The sequence below is a fragment of the Rhizobium freirei PRF 81 genome, assembly GCF_000359745.1.
GTDB lineage: Bacteria > Pseudomonadota > Alphaproteobacteria > Rhizobiales > Rhizobiaceae > Rhizobium > Rhizobium freirei.
Window position 1 is genome coordinate 1 of record NZ_AQHN01000084.1, and the last position, 15,375, is coordinate 15,375.

The 15,375-nt window shown below is 60.1% G+C and carries 14 protein-coding genes and 1 pseudogene; 12 read left to right on the plus strand and 3 right to left on the minus strand.

Annotated features, from left to right (window positions below; genetic code table 11):
• Window positions 1-3,151, plus strand: a 3,151-nt coding sequence (locus RHSP_RS33185; protein ID WP_157385416.1) for a VCBS domain-containing protein, incomplete at its 5' end; no start/stop codon positions are given.
• A gap of 121 nt (window positions 3,152-3,272) precedes the next feature.
• On the opposite strand, the pseudogene RHSP_RS36080 reads toward RHSP_RS33185, so the two are convergent.
• Together RHSP_RS36080 and RHSP_RS23450 are read right to left on the minus strand one after the other, a co-directional pair.
• Window positions 3,273-3,469 (minus strand): annotated as a pseudogene (locus tag RHSP_RS36080) (helix-turn-helix domain-containing protein); the annotation flags it as partial.
• 140 nt (window positions 3,470-3,609) lie between these two features.
• Complete coding sequence (locus RHSP_RS23450) at window positions 3,610-4,620, minus strand: LacI family DNA-binding transcriptional regulator (RefSeq protein ID WP_004124206.1); 1,011 nt, start codon at window positions 4,618-4,620, stop codon at window positions 3,610-3,612.
• Window positions 4,621-4,801: 181 nt separating this feature from the next.
• Between RHSP_RS23450 and RHSP_RS23455 the strand changes: the two genes are divergently transcribed.
• From RHSP_RS23455 to iolE, 7 genes are all read left to right on the plus strand, one after another.
• Window positions 4,802-5,755 (plus strand): sugar ABC transporter substrate-binding protein, encoded by a 954-nt coding sequence (locus RHSP_RS23455; protein ID WP_004124209.1) that lies wholly within the window; start codon window positions 4,802-4,804, stop codon window positions 5,753-5,755.
• 126 nt (window positions 5,756-5,881) lie between these two features.
• Window positions 5,882-7,003: an ABC transporter permease gene (locus tag RHSP_RS23460; RefSeq protein ID WP_004124212.1), complete on the plus strand. Its 1,122-nt coding sequence runs from the start codon at window positions 5,882-5,884 to the stop codon at window positions 7,001-7,003.
• Window positions 7,003-7,791, plus strand: coding sequence for an ATP-binding cassette domain-containing protein (locus RHSP_RS23465; protein WP_004124215.1), 789 nt, complete (start codon window positions 7,003-7,005; stop codon window positions 7,789-7,791). The genes RHSP_RS23460 and RHSP_RS23465 overlap by 1 nt, the downstream gene beginning before the upstream one ends.
• Before the next feature lie 82 nt (window positions 7,792-7,873).
• Window positions 7,874-8,665 (plus strand): TIM barrel protein, encoded by a 792-nt coding sequence (locus RHSP_RS23470; RefSeq protein ID WP_004124218.1) that lies wholly within the window; start codon window positions 7,874-7,876, stop codon window positions 8,663-8,665.
• A gap of 26 nt (window positions 8,666-8,691) precedes the next feature.
• Window positions 8,692-9,711: a Gfo/Idh/MocA family oxidoreductase gene (locus tag RHSP_RS23475; protein ID WP_037154101.1), complete on the plus strand. Its 1,020-nt coding sequence runs from the start codon at window positions 8,692-8,694 to the stop codon at window positions 9,709-9,711.
• Window positions 9,712-9,775: 64 nt separating this feature from the next.
• Complete coding sequence (locus tag RHSP_RS23480; RefSeq protein ID WP_037154510.1) at window positions 9,776-10,078, plus strand: MurR/RpiR family transcriptional regulator; 303 nt, start codon at window positions 9,776-9,778, stop codon at window positions 10,076-10,078.
• Between the two features lie 63 nt (window positions 10,079-10,141).
• Window positions 10,142-11,047: a myo-inosose-2 dehydratase gene (gene iolE, locus RHSP_RS23485; RefSeq protein WP_004124227.1), complete on the plus strand. Its 906-nt coding sequence runs from the start codon at window positions 10,142-10,144 to the stop codon at window positions 11,045-11,047.
• 187 nt (window positions 11,048-11,234) lie between these two features.
• Here the strand turns inward: iolE and RHSP_RS23490 are convergent, their stop codons facing one another.
• The gene (locus RHSP_RS23490) at window positions 11,235-11,924 is read right to left on the minus strand and encodes a GntR family transcriptional regulator (protein WP_004124230.1); all 690 of its coding nucleotides are present in this window, start codon (window positions 11,922-11,924) and stop codon (window positions 11,235-11,237) included.
• Between the two features lie 98 nt (window positions 11,925-12,022).
• On the opposite strand from RHSP_RS23490, the gene RHSP_RS23495 reads away from it, so the two are divergent.
• Genes RHSP_RS23495 through RHSP_RS23510 form a run of 4 tightly spaced genes read left to right on the plus strand, consistent with a single transcriptional unit; the run spans window position 12,023 to window position 15,368 of the window.
• Window positions 12,023-12,625: an amino acid synthesis family protein gene (locus RHSP_RS23495; protein WP_004124232.1), complete on the plus strand. Its 603-nt coding sequence runs from the start codon at window positions 12,023-12,025 to the stop codon at window positions 12,623-12,625.
• Complete coding sequence (locus RHSP_RS23500) at window positions 12,600-13,394, plus strand: alpha/beta fold hydrolase (RefSeq protein ID WP_004124234.1); 795 nt, start codon at window positions 12,600-12,602, stop codon at window positions 13,392-13,394. Before RHSP_RS23495 ends, RHSP_RS23500 begins: the two co-directional genes overlap by 26 nt.
• Before the next feature lie 13 nt (window positions 13,395-13,407).
• Window positions 13,408-14,334: a flavin reductase gene (locus RHSP_RS23505; protein WP_004124237.1), complete on the plus strand. Its 927-nt coding sequence runs from the start codon at window positions 13,408-13,410 to the stop codon at window positions 14,332-14,334.
• Window positions 14,331-15,368 (plus strand): LLM class flavin-dependent oxidoreductase, encoded by a 1,038-nt coding sequence (locus tag RHSP_RS23510; protein ID WP_037154104.1) that lies wholly within the window; start codon window positions 14,331-14,333, stop codon window positions 15,366-15,368. Before RHSP_RS23505 ends, RHSP_RS23510 begins: the two co-directional genes overlap by 4 nt.
• The last annotated feature ends 7 nt before the right edge of the window (window positions 15,369-15,375 follow it).

Here is a 15,375-nt window from a genome sequence, read left to right on the forward strand (position 1 = left end):
TGACGCGCCGACGATCACGATCGCCAATGGCGACAGTGCCAGCGGTCAAGTGACCGAAGCTGGTATCGGCGTTGCCAACGACAGCGCTCACAATACGGCTTCCGGCCATCTGACCGGCGCTGATATTGATAGCTCCTCTTTGACCTGGTCGGTGGCTGCGGGTCTTGGCCAAACGGCCAATGGGAATGGGTCCGTTACCGGCGCATATGGCACGCTGAGCGTCGGCGCGAACGGCACCTGGACCTACGTGCTGGATCAGTCGAAGGCGGAGCCGCTGAATGTCTCGGATCATCCGCAGGAAAGCTTCACGGTTCGGCTGAGCGACGGCCAGGGCGGCATCACGACGCAGACGGTCGTCGTGGCGGTCAACGGCACCAACGATGCCGCCTCGATCTCGGGTACGGCGACCGGTTCGGTCACCGAGGATGGCCAATTGACGACGAATGGTGTGCTGACCGTTGCCGACGTGGACAATGGCCAGAACCACTTCCAGGCGCCGTCATCGCTGACCGGTACCTATGGTACGTTCACCTTCAATGCGGCGACCGGTGCGTGGGGTTACACGCTCAACAATTCCGCGTCGAATGTGCAGGCATTGAACAGCGGCCAGACGGTGACGGACAAGCTGACCGTAGCATCCGCAGACGGGACGGCTTCTCAGGATATCGCTGTGACCATCCACGGCACCAACGAACCGGTATCTGCGCCGAGCATCAGCAGCGTCACCGACGACGTCGGCTCGATCCAAGGTAGCCTTGCGAATGGTGCGATTACCGATGACACCAACCTTGGCATCCGCGTGAGCCTGACCGGAACTAGTGCCATCAGCGGGGATACGGTGCAGCTGTATAACGGCACGATCGCGCTTGGCACGGCGGTCGCGCTAACGTCGACCAATATCAGCAATGGGTATGTCGATATTACCACGCCGACCCTGGCCAACGGATCGAATTACAATTTCCGGGCCTCAATCACGGATGGGGGCGTCACCACCCCGCTATCGCCGAGCAACGCGTATAATATCAAGATCGATACGACGGCGCCGACGGTCGCCATAACGCAAAATAGCGGAAGCAGCCGCCTGACCTTCACCTTCAGCGAGGCGGTGTCCGGCTTTACCCTTTCGGACATCGGGGGCGCCAGCAATTATACGCTCTCCAACTTCACACATGTTGGCCTGAACGGTTTCGGGCAGGACGTCTACACGGTGAATTATGCTTCCGGCAACAACGGCTGGAAGACTGCGTCGATCGCAAGCGGCAGCTATACGGATCTGGCCGGTAATTCCGGAGCAGCCAGCTCTTTGGATTTCAAGCCCGCCGGCACCTCCGGCGAGGCCATCAACCTTGCGCTCTCAGATCCGTCGCACCACGTCGGTGCGGTCACCTTGAGCGTTGCCGGCCTTCCCGCCGGCTGGGTGCTCAGCGAAGGCGTCCTTAACGCCGATGGCACCTGGTCCGTGGTGACGAACGATCCGTCGTCGCTGACGGTCACCTCGCCCGATGGCGTCACCGGTGCGGTGGTTCTTCAGGTCACCGAGACCTGGACAAATGCGGATGGCTCGACCGGCTTGGCCATTGTGGCTGACAACGTCGAAGCCTATGCCAAGGGTTCGCCGATTTTCGCCTGGTCGGGCGACGATACGCTCACCGCTTCGAGCGGCAACGACACGCTGGTCTTTGCCAACACCATCGGCAAAGATGTCGTGCACAATTTCGATACGGCACATGACAAGATCGACCTGATCGGCTTCGCAGGTTTTAATAGCTTCGCGGATGTTCAGGCCCATCTGTCGAGCGATGCGTCGGGCAATGCCGTCATTACCCTCGGCGATGGCGAGACCATCACCCTGGCAGGTGTCAGCGCCGCAGCGCTCACTGCGAATGACTTCCTCTTCAACGAGGCAGTGGTGACGCATAATACCGGCGACATGGTGCTTGGCGATAGCGCGCTGATGCCATTCAGCGGCACGCTCGACAACACCGGTAGCATTCATCTCGCCTCGACAGGCGGCGGGACGTCCTTCGAAATCGTGCAGCACGGCCTCACGCTGACCGGCGGCGGCACGGTGACGTTGTCCGACAACGCATCCAACGTCATCTTCGGCAGCGGCGACAATGTCACGCTGACCAATGTCGACAACACCATCTCCGGCGCCGGCCAGCTCGGCGACGGTCACCTGACGCTGGTCAACCAGGGCACGATCATTGCCGATGGCAGCCACGCGCTTGTCATCGACACCGGCGTCAACGCGGTGAAGAACGCCGGCACGCTGGAGGCAACCGGAACCGGCGGCCTCGACATCCACAGCGGCGTCGTGAATGACGGCCTATTGTGGGCGAACGGCAGCAGCGTCCATCTCGAAGGCAATGTCAGCGGCAGCGGCAGCGTGCTGGTGTCGGGTCATGCCGGCCTCGAAATCGGCGGCTCGTTCAGCGAAGCGATCAGCCTGAGCAAGGATGCGCAGGCGACTGTTACCATCGATCACGCGGCGGCCTTCACAGGCACGATCGCCGGCCTCGACGGCAATGACGTGCTGCGGTTTGGCGACATTTCTGCCGCAACCGCCAGCTTCTCCTACGCTGAAAACGCGGCGAAGACCGGCGGCGTGTTGACGGTCACCGACGGTGCCCACACGGCCACTATCAGTCTTGCCGGCGACTACTCGGCCAGCGACTTCGCGCTCGGCCATGACGGCTCGTCTGCCGAGATCGACTTCAGTGGGATCGGCCACCTTTATGGTACAGACGGCAACGACACGCTGACGAGCGGCGGCGGCTTCACCATGACCGGCGGCGCTGGCGCCGATACCTTCGTGCTCGATGCCCAGGCCCTGCATAATCTCAACATGGCCGACGTCATCACCGACTTCAGCCCGAAGGGAGAGGGCGACCGTCTGGATGTTTCGAACCTGCTGAATGCGCTGGTCGGCGAACATCCGGGCATGACCGAGGCGAGTGCTGTCGCGTCGATGACGGCGGCGGTCGATACCGCAACCAATTCGACGAAGATCAGCATCAACACTGGCTCTGAAACCCATGTGGTCGCCACACTGCAGAATTACGCGCCGACAGGTCACGACGCCGTCCACGTGCTGTTCAACAATCATGACGAGCAGCTAGCGACCCATGCGCAAACCGCTGGCGCCTGACGCTGTTTCGCCGGCTCCCAAATCTCGAAGCGGCGCGTCTCGGACGCGCCGCTTTTCTCTGAAATCGACATCGCTAGCACGTCATTCGCCACGGCAGAGCCGACTTAACCGGTGGCGCTTGCGACAAATACGGCATCAGCAATTCCCAGATCTTGCCAGCGCCCCAATGCGGCTTGCCTTTCTTGAGCCGCACGATCATTGCCTCGACCGGCTCGGGCAACTGGTCAGCATAGCGCACCGGTCTCAGCGAGCGTCTGTCGGCGCCTCCAAGCCTCCATCCTTGTCGCGATTGAAGATCTTGTAGCCGGTGCTGGGCGAGCCGCTGTTCCTCCATCACCGAAGTCTCTCTCCGCGGCATCAACACCCCCCGCAAAGCAAAAGATGTTAACCGCGTCTCCGGTACATTCCGTCACCCATCTCTCAGGTCGGGCAGGCATCGCATTTGGCCCTGGCGGACGTCATGTTGAATTTCGGATGATCATCTTACCCGGCAGAGTAACCGTTTCGGCTTCCGTAGTTCCGACAATCATCCCAATGATCGCCTCGACCATTTCGAAGCGAGGCTGCTCGTATGTTGTGAGACTGTAGGCGGACGAGCCTCCGAGTTCGTAGTTATCAAAGCCTACGATCGCGATGTCTTCAGGCACTCTTAGGCCGAACTTCCCGCGGATCTCGTCCATGGCTCCCAATGCCAGGATATCGTTTTCGCACATAAGAACGTCGACCCGCTCGGCGGGTGCGGTCCGAGACAGATACTCGTGGACCGATGTTGCTCCGGCCTCGGCGCTATATTTTTCGGCGGAGAGCAATTCGATTTTGTCGACGCCTTTCTCCGCCCAGAAGTCTGTGAAGTGCTGCCGGCGTCTCAGTGCAGTCGAGAGTGCGGTTGCGCCGCTCATGAAGCCGGGCCGCCGATACCCTTTTTCGTGCAGATGATCGACGATTTCCCGGAGAGCCAACTCCGCGTCACAAACGACCGCAGGGACGCCTTCGATCTGGCTATCCCGTGCCAGGACGAACATTGGCGGCATCCCATGGCCGAGTTTCCGATCCGCCAGCGTCTCGTCGCGAAACGCGGTGCCAAAAAGAATGACGGCGTCAACCTGCCGCTGGTCCGCGTGCAACAGGGCATGCACGTGATCGAAGTGGTTGTTGATATTAATGAGCATTACCACAAGGCCGGCGGCCTGCAGGCGCTCCGTCAACGTTTCAAGGAATGGCAGCTTCTGGGGGTTGCGAAAGTCGTCCACAAACACCGCGACCTGCCGCGTGGAATTGGTTGCAAGGCTACGCGCAAGAAGGTTCGGCGAGTAATTCAGTGCTGCGGCCGCCTCCATGACGCGCCGCTTGCTTTCCTCGGTGATCGACGATCCGGGCGTGAACGCACGAATGACGGTCCATTTCGACACTCCGGCTGCGGCCGCGACTTCTTTTGCCGTAGTTCGCCTGACCGTGTCGCGCTTTCGCATGCTGCCTCCGGAAAAATAGAACAAACATTCTATTTTCTGATTTCGGTGAAATGAATGCTTGCTTTTACCTTATTCGCGCCTATGATGCACCTGCTTGCACCCGGTAGCAAGACTTTTGCACCCGGTAGCAATCGCATTTTTGCCGACCTGAGGAGCGGGCGGCACAAGGAGGAGGAACGACATGAAATCTATTCTCAGCAAACTCGCCCATGGCATTCTTGCCGCGGGGATCGCCGTCTCTTGTTCAACGGCTGTGCGAGCGCAGGACCAACCGACGATCATCGCCGTCACGCACGGCCAGGCATCAGACCCGTTCTGGTCCATCGTCAAGAACGGCATGATGCAGGCCGGCAAGGACAGCAATGTCAGGGTGGACTACCGCGCCCCCGAAACCTTCGATATGGTCGCCATGGGCCAGCTCATCGAAGCCGCTGCCAACCAGAATCCCGCCGGGATCGTCATCTCGGACCCTGATCCGGATGCTCTCGGTCCGGCGATCCGCAAGGCTGTTGCTGCCGGCATTCCGGTCATCTCCATGAACTCCGGTATCTCTGCCGCCGAAAAGCTCGGCATCAAGCTGCATGTCGGCCAGGACGAACTTCCAGCCGGTATCAAGGTCGGAGCAAAGCTGAAGTCCCTCGGCCTGAAGCATGTTCTGTGCGTCAATCAGGAAGTCGGCAACGCTGCTCTCGACCAGCGTTGTGCAGGAACGGAGAAAGGCTTCGAAGGCGGCAAGGTGACAGTGCTGCCGACGACAGCCGATCCGGCCGAGATCGAAGCCAAGATTAAGGCTGCACTCACCTCCGATCCGTCGATCGACGTCGTCCTCGGTCTATCGGCTCCGCTGGTCGGCGAACGCGCCGTCGCAGTCGTCGAGAAGACGGGCGTTGGCGACAAGGTGAAGGTCGCGTCCTACGACCTGTCGGCAGGCTTCCTCAAGGCGGTGGCTGACGGCAAGGCTTTGTTCGCCGTCGACCAGCAGCCTTATCTCCAGGGCTATCTGCCGGTGACCTTCCTCGCAACGAATTCGCGTTACGGCACGATGCCGGCAGGCAACGTCGCGTCTGGCCCGAGCTTCGTCGAGAAGGACACGGCGGCCAAGGTCATCGAAAAATCCTCCCGGGGCATCCGCTAGGCCGGAGCCGTCGCAGTTCCCGCTACGGCGGGAGCTGCCCTAACAGCCACGCTTGCCTTTCTGCACGACCTCGTCCGCTGAATGCTGTGGCGCGCAAAGACAACGAACAATCTGAGGAACGAACCCATGACGCTGGCCAACGAACAGAACGGGACCTCGGCCCGATCCGACGAGCGGCTGAAAAAGGTTTCGACGATGACCGCGCTGCTGCGGCGTCCGGAACTCGGCGCAGTCGCTGGACTGGTGCTCGTCACTATCTTTTTCTTCTTCACCGCCAACCCCGCCATGTTTACGCTGGCCGGCATAATCAACTTCATGGCCCCGGCCGCCCAGCTCGGAATCCTTGCCATCGGCGCTGCTCTGCTGATGATCGGGGGCGAGTTCGACCTGTCGATCGGATCGATGGTTGCGTTTGCAGGCCTGGTGTTCGGCACTGCTCTCGTGGTTCTCAACCTGCCGCTCAGCGTCGCAATCCTGATTGCCATGGGATTCGCTGTGGCAATCGGTGTCACGAATGCGCAGCTCACGATGCGCACCGGTCTTCCCTCGTTCATCGTCACTCTCGCCTTTCTGTTCATCCTGCGCGGCCTGACATTGGTCGGGCTCAAATGGGCAAGCGGTGGTGCAACACAGCTGCGGGGCATGAAGGAAGCAGCTGCCAACAGTCCGCTCGCGCCTCTCTTTTCGGGCGAGGCGTTTACGGGACTGTTCTCCTGGCTCGGAAGCCGAGGCATCATTGAGACCTTTCCAAGCGGGGCGCCGAAGGTTCCCGGCATCCCGGTGGAGATCCTGTGGTTCATCCTGATCGCGCTGGCTGCCACATGGGTTCTCCTGCGGACGCGCTTCGGCAACTGGATCTTTGCGTCCGGCGGCGATCCGCGCGCCGCACGCAAGTCCGGCGTTCCGGTCGCCCGCGTCAAGACGACACTCTTCATTGTCACTGCAATGTGCGCCACGCTCGTCGCAATCCTGACGGTGCTCGACGCCGGATCGACGGACGCCCGCCGCGGCTTCCAGAAGGAATTCGAGGCAATCATCGCGGCCGTCATCGGCGGCTGCCTCCTGACCGGCGGCTATGGGTCTGCGATCGGTGCATTCTTCGGATCTATCGTCTTCGGCATGGTTCTGATCGGCTTGACCTACACGTCGATCGATCAGGATTGGTACCTCGTCTTCCTTGGCGGCATGCTTTTGACGGCCGTCATCTTCAACAATGTCATCCGCAAACGCGTTACGGGAGAACGCTGATGAGCACGTCTCAGACGCCCATCGTCGAGGTGAAGAACCTCGTCAAGCACTTCGGCTCGATCATCGCCCTTAATGGCGTCTCGTTGAGTGTCAATGCCGGCGAAGTCCTCTGCCTTCTCGGTGACAATGGAGCCGGCAAGTCCACGCTCATCAACACGCTGTCGGGCGTGTTCAAGCCGACATCGGGAGAGTTCCTTGTCGAGGGGCAGCCGCGGACGTTCAACGGCCCGCGTGACGCGCTCGACGCCGGCATTGCCACCGTTTATCAGGATCTTGCGATGATCCCCCTGATGTCGGTGACCCGGAACTTCTTCATGGGACGTGAGCCCCTGAAAGGCTTCGGCCCGTTCAAGCATATGGACATGGACTTCGCCAGCAACGTGACGCGCGACGAGATGCGCAAGATCGGCATCGATGTCCGCGAGCCGGACCAGGCAGTCGGCACGCTATCCGGCGGCGAGCGCCAGTGTGTCGCCATCGCGCGCGCCGTCTATTTCGGTGCTAAGGTTCTCATTCTTGATGAGCCGACCTCGGCGCTCGGCGTTGCCCAAACCTCGATGGTCCTGAAGTACATCGACCAGGTCCGTAGCAAAGGGCTCGGGGTCATCTTCATCACACACAATGTTCGCCACGCCTATGCGGTGGGCAACAGGTTCACTGCACTCAACCGCGGAAAGACGCTCGGCACCTTTGCCAAGAGCGAAATCGATCTGGATGGCCTTCAGAATTTGATGGCAGGCGGCAAGGAGCTGCAGTCCCTCTCCGAGGAGCTCGGCGGAACCGTCTGATCGAACATTCCAGAACAGCCATTCGGTTCGGCGCACGTGCGCCGCGCCACGGATCTTCATATCCATCAACAAGGTAAAACCCATGACTGCTCCCACGACTTTCTTCCCATTGGCCGCCTGTGCCGAGATGCTGTGGCGTGACAAGCCCATCGAGTGGCGCGCCACGCGTCTCAAGGAAATGGGCTTTGGTGTCGGCCTGTGGAACTGGCCGGAACATGACATTGCCAAGCTGGAGGCGACGGGCGCGACTTTCACGATCATGAATGGCTATCTCACCGGTCGTCTCACCGATGATGAAGGGGCCGACGAACTTCTGAGAACAGCGCGCGAGACGGCGCAGGTCGGCAAGCGCCTCGGTGTCCAGCGACTGAACCTCCATGGCACCGGGCTTGGCGATCGCGGCTTGCCCGTACAGCCGATCGAAATGGTCACGGGAGCGATGTGGCTGAAGGCCCGCGACACCCTGCGTCGGATCGTCGATCTGGCCGAGGCAGAAGGCGTCGTCTTCACGCTTGAGAACCTGAACCTTCCCGTCGATCACCCAGGTGTGCCCTTCGGCCGGGCCGAGGATACGCTGGCGCTCGTTTCCAGCATCGACCATCCTCGGCTGCGTCTCAACCTCGATCTCTATCACGCGCAGATCGGCGAAGGAAATCTGATCGAGCTTTGCCGAAAGTGCCTGCCGTGGATTGGAGAGATTCAGGTCGCCGATGTGCCGGGCCGCTGCGAGCCGGGCACTGGTGAGGTCAACTGGAATGGCATCGCGAAAGCGCTGAAAGCGATGGGCTATACAGGTCCGATCGGCATGGAAGCCTGGGCTGCCGGCGACGCCGATGCAGCGCTCTCGGCATTCCGCACCGCATTCACAATCTGACATCATAAACTCACAGGACAAACTCCATGCCCAAGATTAAACCCGTCAATGTCGGCCTCATCGGTGCCGGCCGTATCGGCTCCTTCCATGGTGAAACCATCGCCAGGCGGCTGGTCGACGCTGAACTTGTCGCCATCGCCGATCCGGCGCCCGGTGCCGCGGCAAAGCTCGCGGATAAACTCGGCGCCGATACCTCGTACACCGACGTTGCGGATCTTCTCGCGCATCCTGGTCTCGATGCCGTCATCATCGCCACGCCCGCCCGGTTCCACTCCAATATCGTCGTTCAGGCCGCCGAGGCTGGCAAGGCGATATTCTGCGAGAAGCCGATGGCGCTGACGCTTGAAGACGCCGATCGGGCCATTGCGGCCGCGCGCTCAGCCGGCGTGCCGCTTCAGGTCGGCTTCAACCGCCGCTGGGATCAGGCTTTCGCCGAAGGTCGCGCCGCCATCGACGCCGGCAAGGTCGGCGCTCCGCAACTCATTCGATCCTTGACGCGTGATCCAGGCCCGTTCGGCGCCGATCCCGACAGGATTCCGCTCTGGACGATCTTCTACGAGACCCTCATCCACGATTTTGACACGCTGCTCTGGCTGAACCCTGGTGCCAAGCCGGTTGAAGTCTTTGCAATGGCGGACGCGCTTGTGCGACCGGATGCCAGAGAGAAGGGGTTCCTCGATACCGCCGTCGTGAACATTCGCTTCGACAACGGCTCCATCGCAGTCGCCGAGGCGAACTTCTCCGCTCTTTATGGCTACGACATCCGGGGCGAAGTTTTTGGCTCCGGTGGCATGGTGACCATGGGCGACGTGCGTCGTTCGAGCATGACCCGCTTCGACAAGGACGGCGTCTCGAACGACACCTGGCGGCGCGACACGGATCACTTCATCCATGCCTACACCGCTCAGCTCGCTTCCTTCGTCAACGCCGTGCGTGATGGAGCGCTGAAGGACGGCCCGACGGGCCTCGATGCTCGCAACGCGTTGGCGATTGCCCTGGCCAGCATCCAATCCGTCTCCAAGAAACAGCCGGTCATTCTGAAGTGAGATGGCGGCGCGCTGGTGCCCAGCGCGCCACTCTCGCATCCATAATCGCGCACGGGGTTGCTCCATGAGCATGCATCGGACGATGAAAAAACCCAACGATGTCAGAGAACTGAAAGGCATGATCGCAGCAGCGGGTCTAAGGCTACCCGAGCAGCAGGAACGAGTTGCCCGGGTAGCTCTGGCTCGTCCGGATATCGTAGCCTTCGGCACCATCAGCTCCCTTGCGAACGAGTGCGTCGTCTCGCCCTCGACGGTCGTGCGGATGGCCAACGCTCTCGGCTTCGAGACGTTCAAAGAATTCAAATCATTGTTTCGCCAGCACTTACGCTCTGTTGCTGGGGAGCAGCACGGGACCCAAAAGCCATAAATCCAGAGATGAATAGAATTAAGGTGTCCTGAACTTGTGGGGCAGCCGCGGGGGAGCGTGAATATGATCGAGACCTTGCCAATGGGGGTCCGGCTTGCCGTCAGTCCCTTATCGTGGGCAAACGATGTCCTCGAGGACCTTGGCGCCGACATCACCGTGGAAACCTGCCTCGCTGATGCGTCCGGGACAGGCTATCAGGGTATCGAACTTGGACGGAAGTTTCCACGCGATGCCGAGGTGCTGCGCCCGTTGCTGGGGAATTACGGACTTTCGCTGGCCTCGGGTTGGCACTCCGGCGAGCTTGCGGAACGCAGTGTCGACGAAGAAATGGCAGCGGTAGCAAGCCATGCCAGGCTGCTTCGTGCCATGGGCTGCCAGGTTATGGTCTACGGGGAGGTCGCCATGATGTCTCCTGGATCGCCGCTCGACCAGCCAATGTCGCAGCGAATGATCATGCCGAAGGAAGATGTGCCCGGATATGCCGCACGTCTGACCGAGTTCTCAATACGCCTCCTTGGAGAGTATGGACTGAAGCTTGCCTATCACCATCACCTCATGATGGTCGCGGAGACATATGGCGAGATCTCCCGTCTGTTTGATCTCGCCGGCAATGAAACAGGCTTGCTTCTCGACACCGGACATTGCGCCGGAGGGGGATTCGACTACCGAAGACTTATAGATCGTTTCGGAGACCGTATCGTTCACATCCATCTGAAAGACGTTCGAGGCGCGGTTATGGATGAGGTTCGCCAACGAGACCTAAGCTTCAACACAGGCGTTCGGCGCGGGATGTTCACTGTTCCCGGTGATGGCAACATCGACTTTTCTCCCCTTGCGAGGTTCGTACGCGACAGCGGATATCAAGGTTGGCTCGTCGTCGAGGCAGAGCAGGACCCCGCAGTCGCTCCTGCAAGGGCTGCTGTGACGAGAGCCGTTCAACATGTTTCGAAGGTGTTTGAAGCTTCCTGATGACCGCTTTTGATGCTGTGGACGGCTCCTCCACCGGCATCGCGATGTGCCACGATTGCTTTCATGAAGCTCATGCGAGACAACCCTGCCCAGCATCAAGCCGATGCTGGCCTGTCCCTTCCTTCGAAGGATCGATCCATCGAAGTCCGATGCCGGTCGGTATCGGCCACGGTGCGGCGAGTGGCCTTCAGCGTGTGTTCGCCAGCAGCTCTTTCGCAATGGCCGCGGCCGCCTGAACATGCGTTCGGCAAGCTTCGGCTGCAATTTCCGGCTCATTCCGTTCGATCGCCGCAAAGATTTTCCGGATCTGGGCCGGACCCGTCGTCGTTCTGTTCATCGTGGACAATGTCATCACACGAAGTCTTGAAATTCGACTATTCAGGCGGCTGACAATGTCCCAGGCAATGTTGTGACCGCCTGATTCAAAAATGATGCGGTAAAACTCGGTGGTTGCATCAAGTATACCCTGCGGGGACTGCTGGCGAGAGGTGCGATCCAATTCGTCCAGCGCCTGACGAAGTCTGCTCTTGACGCCATCCGCGGCCGTTCGTGCACAATCCGCGACGGCGGTGGATTCCAATGAGGCCCGGATCTCATAAATCTGGCGAGCATCATCCCATTCGAGCCGCGCAACGATCGGGCCCTGTTTGGCCAGCATCTCGACAAGCCCCTCGGCTTCCAGATGCCGGAGCACTTCCCGAATGACGGAGCGCGAAACGCCAAGCTGCTCGCAAAGGGTCCGCTCCACAAGGCGCGCGCCCGGTTCGAACAAGCCGTTGATGATCGCCCGTCGCATTCGATCAAGCGCAATTTCTCTCAAGGTTGCGGGTGGCGAATCGATGCGAAGGGCGGCGAGGTCGTTTGCGTTCTGGCTCATGACGGCTTTTTAGAACGAAAAGAAATTTCGCACAAGCTCTTGACACGTTGTATTATGGTATACCAACATACGAGCAGATAAATGGACTGGAGAGGCAGATGGCGTCACTTATTCGCAAGACTTTGTTGCAGGTCGAGACAACTCATATCGAAGGCGGAAAGGAAGCCGCCGTGCCGCTGAAGCTGATCGCCGCCATCGCCGTCCTGAAGAATCCCTGGGCCGGTCGCGGCTTCATCGAGGATCTAAAGCCCGAGATCCACGCGGTCGCCCCCGTTCTTGGCGAGCTGCTTACGAAGATGATCATCGACACCGCCGGTTCGGGGGAGATCGTCGAAGCCTATGGGAAATCGGCAATCGTCGGCCTCGATGGCGAAATCGAACACGCCTCGGCACTCATCCACACGCTGCGCTTTGGCAACCACTATCGGACCGCCGTTGGCGCCAAATCCTATCTCGCCTTCTGCAACACGCGCGGGCCGGCAAATGCCCCGATCATGATCCCGCTCATGGACAAGAATGATGAAGGGCGCCGCTCGCATTACCTGACGATCCAATGCGCAGTTCCAGACGCACCCGCCGCGGACGAGATTGTCGTGGCGCTGGGCGCCTCGATCGGCGGCCGCCCGCACCATCGCATCGGTGATCGCTATCAGGATCTCAAGGAGCTGGGTCACGATGTTGCAAACCCTGCAGCGGTCTAAGACGCCGTCCGGCGCGGCCTATATCGACCGCGGCGGCGGGGGCGAAATCCTCGTCCTCATTCACGGTGTTGGAATGAGGATCGAGGCCTGGGGACCGCAGATCGAGCAGTTGTCGATGCGCCACCGCATCATCGCGGTCGATCTTCCGGGTCACGGATTTTCGGCGCCGCTTAAGGGCAGGCCGGATCTTTCGAACTTCGTGACTTGGTTTGGCGCGGTCATCGATGAACTGGAGCTTGGCGCGGTCAATATTGCCGGCCACTCCATGGGCGCCCTGATCGCGACCGGGATGGCTGCAACGGCGCCGGAGCGGCTTTCCCGGATCGCCTTGCTGAACGGGATCTACAAGCGAACAACCGAAGCCCGGCAGGCCGTCGAAGCGCGTGCGGACGAAATAGTCACCGGTGCGTTCGATCGGGATGCGCCACTGGGGCGATGGTTTGCGCCAGATGAGGTGAATAGTGATGCCTACCGCCTAGTGCGCAACCTTCTCCAGCAGGTCGATGCGAGCGGATATGCTGCCGCTTACCGGGCCTTTGCGACGGGGGATACGTTTTATTGCGACTGCTGGCCGGCCGTCACCAGTCCCGCCTTGTTTCTGACCGGTGACGGCGACGCGAATTCGACGCCGGAGATGGCCCAGGATATGGCAAAGGCAACACAGAATGGCAGAGCGGCGATCATCAAGGGTCACCGTCACATGGTCAACCTGACGGCACCGGATGAGGTGACTGCAGCCTTAGCCAACTGGCTGACCTGGACAGCCTAACGAGGAGGACAAAATGCTTGAAGCAAGGGCTCTGAGAGACGCATTCGGCGCATTTCTCACTGGCGTGACCGTCGTGACGACGACGAATGAGGCAGGAGCGCCGATCGGCTTCACCGCAAATAGTTTCACGAGCGTATCGCTCGACCCGCCGTTGCTGCTCGTGTGTTTGGCCAAGACCTCGCGAAACTACCAGACACTGACCACCGCGCGCGGCTTTGCGGTTAACATTCTGTCCGAAGATCAAAAGGATGTGTCGAATACCTTTGCCCGCCCCGTGGAAGATCGCTTTGCATCTGTGGCATGGACGCCAGGACCATTCGGTTCACCCGTGTTTGCCGACGTTGCCGCGTGGTTCGACTGCTCCATGCATGAGCGCATTGATGCTGGCGACCACGTCATATTGATCGGCCGTGTCGAGGCTCTGGAGAATACGGGCAAAACCGGGCTGGGTTACGCCCGCGGCGGCTATTTCACACCGGCTGCGACGGAAAAGGATCTTCTCTCCAATGTTGAGGGAAGCCTGTCTGTCGGCGCAGTCGCAGAACGATCCGGCGAGATTCTTCTCGTTCCGGCGGTATCGGGCGGCTGGACGCTCCCCTTTGTCGACAAGGCCGAAAGCGAAGGGATGGACGTTCTCGAACGGCAATTCGCCGCCGAGATCGGCCTCAAGATCCAGACTGGCCTTCTATACTCCATCTACGAGGATACGAAGACCGGCTGCCAGCATATCGTCTATCGCGCAAGTCTGGGCGCCGGAAGAGCGAAGATCGGCCGGCTTTTCCCGCTTCAAGACCTTCCGCTTGCCGAAATTTCGGACAGCGCCGTGCGCGAGACCGTGAAGCGCTACGCGCAGGAAAGCATGCTGGGCAACTTCGGCATTTATTTTGGCAACCACGAAAAGGGCCGGGTTCACGCCGTGGCCAAAAAAGGTGACGCATGAAATTCTCGCTTTTCGTTCACATGGAACGGCTGAATGCCAGCCAGAACCATCCGGAACTGTACGAAGAGTTCATTCAGCTCTGCGAGATCGCCGACAAAGGCGGTATGCATGCAATCTGGACCGGCGAACACCATGGCATGGATTTCACCATCGCGCCGAACCCGTTCGTCAATCTTGCCGATCTTGCTCGCCGTACGAGAAACGTCCGCCTGGGCACCGGCACGGTCATCGCCCCATTCTGGCATCCGATCAAGCTTGCCGGTGAAGCCGCCATGACCGACATCATAAGTGGCGGTCGCCTGGATCTCGGCATTGCCCGTGGAGCCTATAGCTTCGAATATGAGCGGCTGCTGCCGGGGCTCGACGCCTGGGGCGCGGGACAGAGGATGCGCGAGCTGATCCCGGCGATCAAGGGTCTCTGGGCGGGCGACTATGCCCATGACGGCGAATTCTGGAAATTTCCCGCAACGACCTCAGCCCCCAAGCCGGTTCAGGCGCCGCATCCGCCGATCTGGGTCGCCGCGCGAGATCCAAACAGCCATGAATTTGCAGTGGCCAACGGCTGCAATGTGCAGTGCACCCCGCTGGCGAACGGCGAGGCTGAGATTGCAAGCCTGATGGATCGCTTCAATGCGGCCTGCGAAAAGGCTTCGAATGTAAAACGTCCCAAGATCATGCTGCTGCAGCATACTTACATCGGTTCCGACGAGGCCGATATCGCGCAGGCGGCCAAAGAAATCAGCATTTACTACAACTACTTCTTTGCCTGGTTCAAAAATGAGCGCCCCATTCAACAGGGGCTGATTCAGCCATTGAGCGAAGATGAACTTGTCGCGAATGCGAACCTGTCTCCGGACAGGATGATCGCGAACATGCCGATCGGTAACGCTGCAACGGTGATCGACCGCCTGAAGGTCTACGAGAAGCAGGGTTGGGACGAATACTCGTTCTGGATCGACACCGGCATGAGTTACGAGCGCAAGAAGGCATCGCTCGAGCGCTTCATCGCCGACGTCATGCCCGCGTTTCAGTGAGGCTCAA

Excerpts from the sequence above, each read along its gene's own strand:
- RHSP_RS23450 (WP_004124206.1), bottom strand. The coding sequence starts at position 4,620 with ATGCGAAAGCGCGACACGGTCAGGCGAACTACGGCAAAAGAAGTCGCG.
- RHSP_RS23455 (WP_004124209.1), top strand. The coding sequence starts at position 4,802 with ATGAAATCTATTCTCAGCAAACTCGCCCATGGCATTCTTGCCGCGGGG.
- RHSP_RS23460 (WP_004124212.1), top strand. The coding sequence starts at position 5,882 with ATGACGCTGGCCAACGAACAGAACGGGACCTCGGCCCGATCCGACGAG.
- RHSP_RS23465 (WP_004124215.1), top strand. The coding sequence starts at position 7,003 with ATGAGCACGTCTCAGACGCCCATCGTCGAGGTGAAGAACCTCGTCAAG.
- RHSP_RS23470 (WP_004124218.1), top strand. The coding sequence starts at position 7,874 with ATGACTGCTCCCACGACTTTCTTCCCATTGGCCGCCTGTGCCGAGATG.
- RHSP_RS23475 (WP_037154101.1), top strand. The coding sequence starts at position 8,692 with ATGCCCAAGATTAAACCCGTCAATGTCGGCCTCATCGGTGCCGGCCGT.
- RHSP_RS23480 (WP_037154510.1), top strand. The coding sequence starts at position 9,776 with ATGAGCATGCATCGGACGATGAAAAAACCCAACGATGTCAGAGAACTG.
- iolE (WP_004124227.1), top strand. The coding sequence starts at position 10,142 with ATGATCGAGACCTTGCCAATGGGGGTCCGGCTTGCCGTCAGTCCCTTA.
- RHSP_RS23490 (WP_004124230.1), bottom strand. The coding sequence starts at position 11,924 with ATGAGCCAGAACGCAAACGACCTCGCCGCCCTTCGCATCGATTCGCCA.
- RHSP_RS23495 (WP_004124232.1), top strand. The coding sequence starts at position 12,023 with ATGGCGTCACTTATTCGCAAGACTTTGTTGCAGGTCGAGACAACTCAT.
- RHSP_RS23500 (WP_004124234.1), top strand. The coding sequence starts at position 12,600 with ATGTTGCAAACCCTGCAGCGGTCTAAGACGCCGTCCGGCGCGGCCTAT.
- RHSP_RS23505 (WP_004124237.1), top strand. The coding sequence starts at position 13,408 with ATGCTTGAAGCAAGGGCTCTGAGAGACGCATTCGGCGCATTTCTCACT.
- RHSP_RS23510 (WP_037154104.1), top strand. The coding sequence starts at position 14,331 with ATGAAATTCTCGCTTTTCGTTCACATGGAACGGCTGAATGCCAGCCAG.